At 72.3% G+C, this 7,454-nt stretch carries 8 protein-coding genes; all 8 read left to right on the forward strand.

The annotated features are described in order from the left end of the window. Positions 1-425: proteasome accessory factor PafA2 family protein (locus AC08OT_RS17465; RefSeq protein WP_476603048.1), on the forward strand; the 425-nt coding region annotated here is incomplete at its 5' end. Between the two features lie 14 nt (positions 426-439). Continuing rightward, positions 440-1,099, forward strand: coding sequence for an FKBP-type peptidyl-prolyl cis-trans isomerase (locus AC08OT_RS17470; RefSeq protein WP_476592345.1), 660 nt, complete (start codon positions 440-442; stop codon positions 1,097-1,099). Positions 1,100-1,268: 169 nt separating this feature from the next. Then, complete coding sequence (locus AC08OT_RS17475; protein ID WP_476592346.1) at positions 1,269-2,324, forward strand: helix-turn-helix transcriptional regulator; 1,056 nt, start codon at positions 1,269-1,271, stop codon at positions 2,322-2,324. A gap of 55 nt (positions 2,325-2,379) precedes the next feature. After that, a complete protein-coding gene (locus tag AC08OT_RS17480) occupies positions 2,380-3,357 on the forward strand; it encodes a helix-turn-helix transcriptional regulator (RefSeq protein WP_476592347.1) in 978 nt (325 codons plus the stop codon). A 10-nt stretch (positions 3,358-3,367) separates the two neighbouring features. Beyond that, complete coding sequence (locus tag AC08OT_RS17485; RefSeq protein WP_476592348.1) at positions 3,368-3,583, forward strand: hypothetical protein; 216 nt, start codon at positions 3,368-3,370, stop codon at positions 3,581-3,583. A gap of 336 nt (positions 3,584-3,919) precedes the next feature. Then, the gene (tatA, locus tag AC08OT_RS17490; RefSeq protein WP_476592349.1) at positions 3,920-4,225 is read left to right on the forward strand and encodes a Sec-independent protein translocase subunit TatA; all 306 of its coding nucleotides are present in this window, start codon (positions 3,920-3,922) and stop codon (positions 4,223-4,225) included. 76 nt (positions 4,226-4,301) lie between these two features. Further along, positions 4,302-5,342, forward strand: a complete 1,041-nt coding sequence (gene tatC / locus AC08OT_RS17495) for a twin-arginine translocase subunit TatC (RefSeq protein WP_476592350.1) — start codon at positions 4,302-4,304, stop codon at positions 5,340-5,342. A gap of 106 nt (positions 5,343-5,448) precedes the next feature. Beyond that, positions 5,449-7,454: DEAD/DEAH box helicase (locus AC08OT_RS17500; RefSeq protein WP_476603049.1), on the forward strand; the 2,006-nt coding region annotated here is incomplete at its 3' end.

Raw genomic sequence — 7,454 nt, forward strand, 5'->3', positions numbered from 1 at the left:
CGATCGAGACCGACGACCTCGAGCTCGTCGCCCGTGAGATCGACTGGGTGACGAAGTACGTGCTCATCGAGCGGTTCCGGCACAAGCACGGGCTGTCGCTGGCCTCGCCGCGGGTCGCCGAGCTCGACCTGAAATACCACGACATCCACCGTGACCGGGGCCTGTACTACCGGATGGAACGGGCTGGTCTGGTCGAGCGCGTCACCCGTGACCTCGACGTCTTCGAGGCCAAGTCACGCCCCCCGCAGACCACCCGCGCCCGGCTGCGCGGCGAGTTCATCAAGCGCGCCCAAGAGAAACGCCGGGACTTCACGGTCGACTGGGTCCACCTGAAGCTCAATGATCAGGCTCAGCGTACGGTCCTGTGCAAGGACCCGTTCCGTTCCGTCGACGATCGGGTCGACAAGCTCATCGCCAGTATGTGAGGACTCGAGCCCCTGTGATGTTCGTGCCGCGACGCGCCGGCGTCGTCCTGCCCTTCGCGTCAGCCCGTTCCGGCTCGCGTGGCAGCGGCCGTCGGCCGTCCGCCACCCGCCGGCACCTGCTCGCGGGTGCCGTGCTGCTCGCCCCGCTCCTGGCCGGTTGCGGCGCCTCCGACGCCCCCGACGGCACCAAGGCGGCGCCGGTGCCCTCCCGGACGGCCGTCGACGACATCTCCGGGCGGGTCCCCGCGGTCGCGGGTGCCACCGACCTGAGCCGCAAGCCGATCTCCGCGGCGGGCCGGGGGACGGCGCCGGCCACGCTGGTCACCACCGATCTCGTGACCGGTCACGGCGCGGTCGCCTCCGCCACCAGCACCGCCACCGTCCGGTACGTGGGCGTGCTCTGGCGCGACGGCAAGGAGTTCGACAGCAGCTGGGCGCGGGGCCAGCCGGCGACCTTCCCGCTGGACGGCACGATCGCCGGCTTCGGGCAGGGCATCGACGGGATGCGCGTCGGCGGCCGCCGCCAGATCATCATCCCGCCCGACCTCGGGTACGGCCCGGTGGGGGGACGTCCGCCGACGATCCTCGCCGACGACACTCTGGTGTTCGTGGTGGACCTGATCGCGGTCGACGGGGCCACGTCGGGCGTCGGGGCCGGCGCCGGCCAGCCGTAGCCCACCGGCCCTCACCCGGCCCGGCCGTGGGTGGCCCGGTGGGCGCGACCGGTGCGCCAGCGGTGGGGCGGGGACGGGGTGGTGCGTGGCCGGTGAACTCCGGCGGCTACCCTTTGCGGGTGTGTCCCGGCGACGGGTGGAGCGGCTCCTCAACCTGACGATGTGCCTGATGGCGACATCGCGCTTCCTCACCGTGTCCCAGATCGGCGAGCTGGTGGAGGGCTACGAGCCCGGGCGCACCGAGGAAGAGCAGGACGCCTTCCGGCGGATGTTCGAGCGGGACAAGGCGTATCTGCGGGAGATCGGCATCCCCCTGGAGACCGGCGCGGACTCGGCATTCAGCAACGAGATCGGCTACCGTATCCGCCGCGGCGACTACGCGCTGCCCGACATCGCCCTGGAACCGGACGAGGCCGCGGCTTTGGCCGTCGCCGGCTCGCTGTGGTCGAGCACGGCGCTCGCCGGGCCCGCCGCCAGCGCCCTGCGCAAGCTCGCCGCGGGCGGGGCCGCGGTGAGTGGTGGCGGGCTCGGAGTGCTTGACGGCTTCGAACCGCGGGTCGATGCAACCGAGCTGGCCTTCGAGCAGTGCCTCGCGGCGGTCCAGGCCGGTCGGACCATCCGCTTCCCGTACCGGAAGGTCGGTGAGACGGACGCCGCCGACCGGCACGTCGAGCCCTGGGGTGTGCTGTCCTGGCGGGGGCGATGGTACCTCGCCGGGCACGACCTGCACCGTGGTGCGGCCCGGGTGTTCCGGTTGTCCCGGTTCACCGGCCCGGTGCGCATGGTCGGACCGGCCGGCGCGGTCCAGGTCCCGCCAGGGGTCGACCTGCGGGCGATGGTCTCGGCGCAGGCCCCCCCGGACCGCTTCCGGACCGCCACGCTGGCGGTCCGCCGGGGCAGCGCGCACGCGCTGCGACGGTACGCCCGCCCGGCGGCGTCGCCGTCGCCGGCCGACGCCGATCCGTCGCCGGACACGAATCCACCGCCGGGCATGGATCTGCTGGAGATGGACTTCGCCGACACCGAACAGCTCGCCCGGTGGATCGTCGGATCGGGTCCGGACGTCGTCGTCGTCGACCCACCCGAGCTGCGCGCGGCTGTGGTCGGTCGGCTCCGGGCGGCCCTCACGGGCACCGCCGCCACGCTCGCGGGCACCGCCGCCCGCGGCGTGGCGTCCCCACCTGCGGGGGTGCGCCGCGACGAACGCCCGGTGAGCGCCCGATGATCCGCCGTGCGGTGCCCGCCCCGGTTCATCGTCCGGCGCTCGCTCCGGGCACGCGGTGAGCGCCGCCACCGACCGGCTGAGCCGGCTGCTCGCGCTCGTCCCCTGGTTGCGGGCGCATCCCGGGATCTCCCTGACCGAGGCGGCGGTGGCCTTCGGGGTCACCCCCCGCCAGCTGCGCGACGACCTCGACCTGCTGTTCGTCTGCGGCCTGCCCGGCGGCGCGCCCGGGGACCTCATCGACCTGAGCTATTCCGGTGATCAGATCACCGTCGTCGATCCGCAGACTCTCGACCGGCCGCTGCGGCTGTCGGTCGACGAGGCGACGGCCCTGATCGTCGCCGCCCGCGCGCTCGCCGACGTGCCCGGCCTCGCCGGCCGCGAGGCCCTGGACCGGGCGCTGGAGAAGCTGGAGGAGGCGGTCGGCACCGCCGGCACCGCCGCCGTCGGCCAGGTACGCGTCACCCTCGACGTCCACGACGAGGTCCTCGCGGTGGTGCAGCGGGCGCTGCGGGACCGCCGGCGGGTGCATCTGCGCTACCTGGTGTGGTCCCGCGACGAGCTGACCGAGCGCGACGTCGACCCGATGCGGGTGCTGGTCCAGGACGGCCGCTGGTACCTGGAGGGATGGTGCCACCGGGCGGAGGCGGTGCGGCTGTTCCGGCTGGACCGCATCGACGGGCCGGGCGGGGTGACGATCCTCGACGCCCCGGCGGTCCCGCCGCCGGGTACGGTGTCCCGCGACACCAGGGAGGGGATCTACCGGCCCGGCCCGGCGGACGTGCGGGTCGTGCTGGAGCTGGCGTCCCCGGCCCGGTGGGTGGCCGACTACTACCCGGTCACCGAGGTGCGCGAGCTGCCCGGCGGACGGCTCGAGGTCACGCTGTACGCCGGGGAGACCTCCTGGCTGCACCGGCTGGTCCTCGGCCTCGGGGCCGACGTGCGGGTGGTCGAGCCGCCGGCGCTCGCCGAGGAGGTGCACGCCTTGGCCCGCCGGGCTCTGCTCGCCTACGGGCTCACGCCGACCGCCGAGTAGGGTGATCGGTGTGCTCTGGGCGCTCCTCTACCTCGTCCTCATCGTCGGCGCGCTCGCCCTGCTGGCGCTCAGCGCGTGGCGGGTGTGGCAGAAGATGCGCGCGGTGCGGGCCGCCACGACGGAGCTGTCCGCGCGGGTCTCGGCCCTGGCCTCGGACACCGCGGCGTTCGCGGCGCGGCTCGACCACGCCGAGGTCAGCGCGCGGCTCGCCGAACGCACGTCCTGACCGGATCCGCTTGACCGGATCCGTGGTCCCCGTGTGATCCGCCGGGAGTGACCGTCGCGTGACGTCGATCGTGCCATATGGTGTTGTGTTGCCACAATCCAGGACTTCCGGCTTGACGAGGTAGCGATCGGTGATGATTTGGGGTTTCTGGTGTCGTTGTGGACACGCTTTGCCCGCCGAGTGCTACGAGCTATCGTGCAGGTTGGCTTCGTTGCGCATCCGTCATCTCCGGGATACCCGCACGCCGTCTATCCCCTCTTAGGCTGGCGGACGTAGCATCGATCGCACCGGTCGTCGGACCGGGCCCGGTACCCCGCTCATCGGAGGACGCCGACCATGCCAAATCTGGGCACCACCGAAATCATCATCATCGCCCTCGTCGTTCTGGTGCTGTTCGGGTCGAAGAAGCTTCCTGACGCCGCGCGTTCCTTCGGTCGTTCGCTGCGCATCTTCAAGGCCGAGACAAAGGGCCTGCGCGAGGATGACCAGCCCGCGCCCGCGGCGCAGCCGGCCCCGTTGCCGATCGAGGCCCAGCCGCCGGTGGTCCAGCCGCAGGCCGCTGCGCCCGGTCAGGCCCCCGCCTCGTCCGTGAACGCCACCGCGTCCGTGAACGGCACCGCGTCGGCCGCCGACCGGGGCTGACCTCACGGCGGTCCCACGGCCTGTCGGGCGTCCGCCGGCGCCCCTTCCTCCTTCCTCTCGACCAGGAGCCGCCGACGTGCCAGGGTTGCCTACGCCGCAAAGGCTCGTCGCATCGGTGAACCACCGCCGCACGCGCACTGTCGAGGACAGTCGCATGCCGCTCACCGAGCATCTGCGTGAGCTGCGCAACCGCGTCGCCATCGCGCTCCTCGCGTTCGCGGTCGCCGGTGTCGTCTGTTTCATCTTCGAGCCGCGCATCTTCGACTGGCTCAAGGCGCCGTACTGCGACCTACCGGCGAGCAAGCGGTTCAGCCCGGATGGCCTGGCAGCGGACGACTGCACCCTGTACTTCTTCGGCATCCTCGACGCGTTCACCATTCGCCTGAAGATCTCTATGATCGCCGCGGCGGTGGTCTCCTCGCCGGTGTGGCTGTATCAGCTCTGGTCCTTCATCACCCCTGGTCTGCACCGTCACGAGCGGCGCTGGTCGCTGACCTTTGTCGGCGTCTCCCTCGCCCTGTTCGCCATCGGCGGGGTCTTCGCCTACCTGACGTTGTCGACCGGACTGGGTCTGCTGCTCGGCTTCGGCGGCAACGGGCTGGTCAGCGTCCTGGACGGCAACCGGTACCTCAGCTACGTCCAGGCGATGCTGCTGATCTTCGGACTGTCATTCGAGGTTCCGCTGCTCGTCACGATGCTGAATCTGGCCGGGATCATCAGCACCGCCAAGTTGCGGTCCTGGCGGCGGGCCGAGATCTTCCTGGTGTTCGTGTTCGCTGCGATCGTCACCCCCAGCCAGGACCCGTTCACCATGCTCGCGCTGGGCCTGCCCATGGTGGTCCTCTACGAGGTCGCACTGATCATCGGCTGGCTTAACGACCGGCGGGTGGCCCGCCGCGGGGACACCTCCCCGTACACCGACCTGGACGACGACGAGACCTCCCCGCTGGACTTCGACGACGCCCCGCCCCGCTCGGCGGGCCCCGCGGCGACGGCCACGTCGCCCGGCACGGCGGACCCGGCCGGCACCGGGTCGTCGACACCCGTCGGCGCGAGGACGGCCCCCGTCGCCCCGGGCTTCTCGGGTACCGACGTCACCCACGGCGACATCACCTGACGGGCCTACGGCGACATCACCTGATGATCGTCGGTTCCTCCCCGGCCGGTCGGGACCGGCGTAAACCGGTCGGCTGCCGGCCGTCGCGTCCCGTAGGGTGGCTGATGTGTCCTCCACGCCCGAGATTCTTGTGGAGTTCGCCGCTGGCCTCCCCTTCGGGCTCGACCCGTTCCAGTTCGAGGCGGTTGCGGCGCTGGCGGCCGGTGAAGGGGTGCTCGTCGCGGCCCCGACGGGAGCGGGTAAGACGGTCGTCGGCGAGTTCGCTGCCCATCTCGCCCTGCGCACCGGGACGCGTTGCTTCTACACGACGCCGATCAAGGCGCTGTCGAACCAGAAGTACGCCGATCTCGTCTCCCGCTACGGCGCCGCCTCGGTCGGCCTGCTGACCGGGGACACCTCCCGCAATGGCGACGCCCCGATCGTGGTGATGACCACCGAGGTCCTGCGCAACATGCTCTACGCCGGCCCGGCCGACAGCGGCCGGCTGGACGACCTCGGCTACGTCGTCATGGACGAGGTGCATTACCTCGCCGACCGCCAGCGCGGCGCCGTGTGGGAGGAGGTCATCATCCATCTGCCGGCGCAGGTCCGGCTGGTCTCCCTGTCCGCGACGGTGAGTAACGCCGAGGAGTTCGCCGAGTGGCTGGTCACGGTGCGCGGCCACACCCGGGTCATCGTCAGCGATCATCGCCCCGTTCCGCTGTGGCAGCATGTGCTCGCTGACCGCACCCTGTACGACCTGTTCCTCGAGGACACTCCTGGCACCCCGCCGCCGGGCGGACCCGCGGCACTCCGTGCCGTCCTGGACGATGATCTCGCTCGGTCGAGGTGGAGCGCCGGGGTCGAGGCCGGATTCGAGGTAGCCGGTACCCGGCGCGCCACCATCGGCGATCGGGACCGCGGCGATCGGGACCGCGGGCGGGAGCGGGAGCGGCCCGGCGGGCGAGACCGGGGCGGTAACCGTAACGGCGAACGGGGCCGGGACACCCAGAGGGGTCGCGGTGGCGACCGTGGTCGCAATGGGGGTGCCGGCCGGGCGCCCGTGGCAGACTTCCCCGCGGCCCGTGGTGGTCCGACGGCGGTCGGTGGACGAGTGGTGAACCCGGACCTGCTGCGGCTGGCCCGCGAGGAGAGCCGGGCGCTGTCGGGGGGCTATCCCACGGTCGGCCGCGGTCGGGGGGCGGCCGGCGCGCGCCGGTGGACGTGGGTGCCGGGCCTGCCGGAGGTCGTCGAACGGCTCGACCGCGACGGCCTGCTCCCCGCGATCGTCTTCGTGTTCAGCCGGGCCGGCTGCGATGCGGCGGTCACCTCCTGCGTGCGTGCGGGTCTGCGGCTCGTCGGCCCCGCGGAGCAGCAGCGGATCCGGACCCTGGTCCGGGAACGCACCGCCGGGATCCCCGAGACCGACCTCGCCGTGCTCGACTACTGGGCGTGGCTGGAGGGACTAGAACGCGGCATCGCCTCCCACCACGCCGGCATGCTGCCAACCTTCAAGGAGATCGTCGAGGAGCTGTTCGTCCAGGGGCTGGTCCGGGTGGTTTTCGCCACGGAGACCCTGGCACTCGGCATCAACATGCCCGCCCGCACGGTCGTGCTGGAGCGGCTGACGAAGTTCAACGGCGAGAGCCGCGTGGACATCACCCCAGGGGAGTACACCCAGCTGACGGGCCGCGCCGGGCGGCGCGGCATCGACGTGGAGGGCCACGCGGTCGTCCTGTGGCAGCCGGGGCTGGACCCGCTCGCGCTCGCGGGGCTGGCCTCCACGCGGACCTATCCGCTGCGCTCGTCGTTCCGGCCGTCGTACAACATGGCCGTCAACCTGGTCGGCAGGCTCGGGCGGGAGCGGGCACGTACCGTGCTGGAGTCGTCGTTCGCGCAGTTCCAGGCCGACCGGGCCGTGGTGGGCCTGGCCCGGGCGGTGCAGCGCAACACCGAGGCGATCGACGCGAAGCGCGAGGCGTTGAGCTGCGACAAGGGTGACATCGGCGAGTACGACCGGTTGCGCCGGGAGATCGCCGAGCGGGAGGCCGCGCTGTCGCGGGAGGGTTCCGCGCGCCGGCGGGCCGAATCCGCGGCGGCGCTCGCCCGGCTGCGGACCGGGGACATCGTGCG

This window comes from Frankia sp. CgJB1 (genome assembly GCF_977947065.1).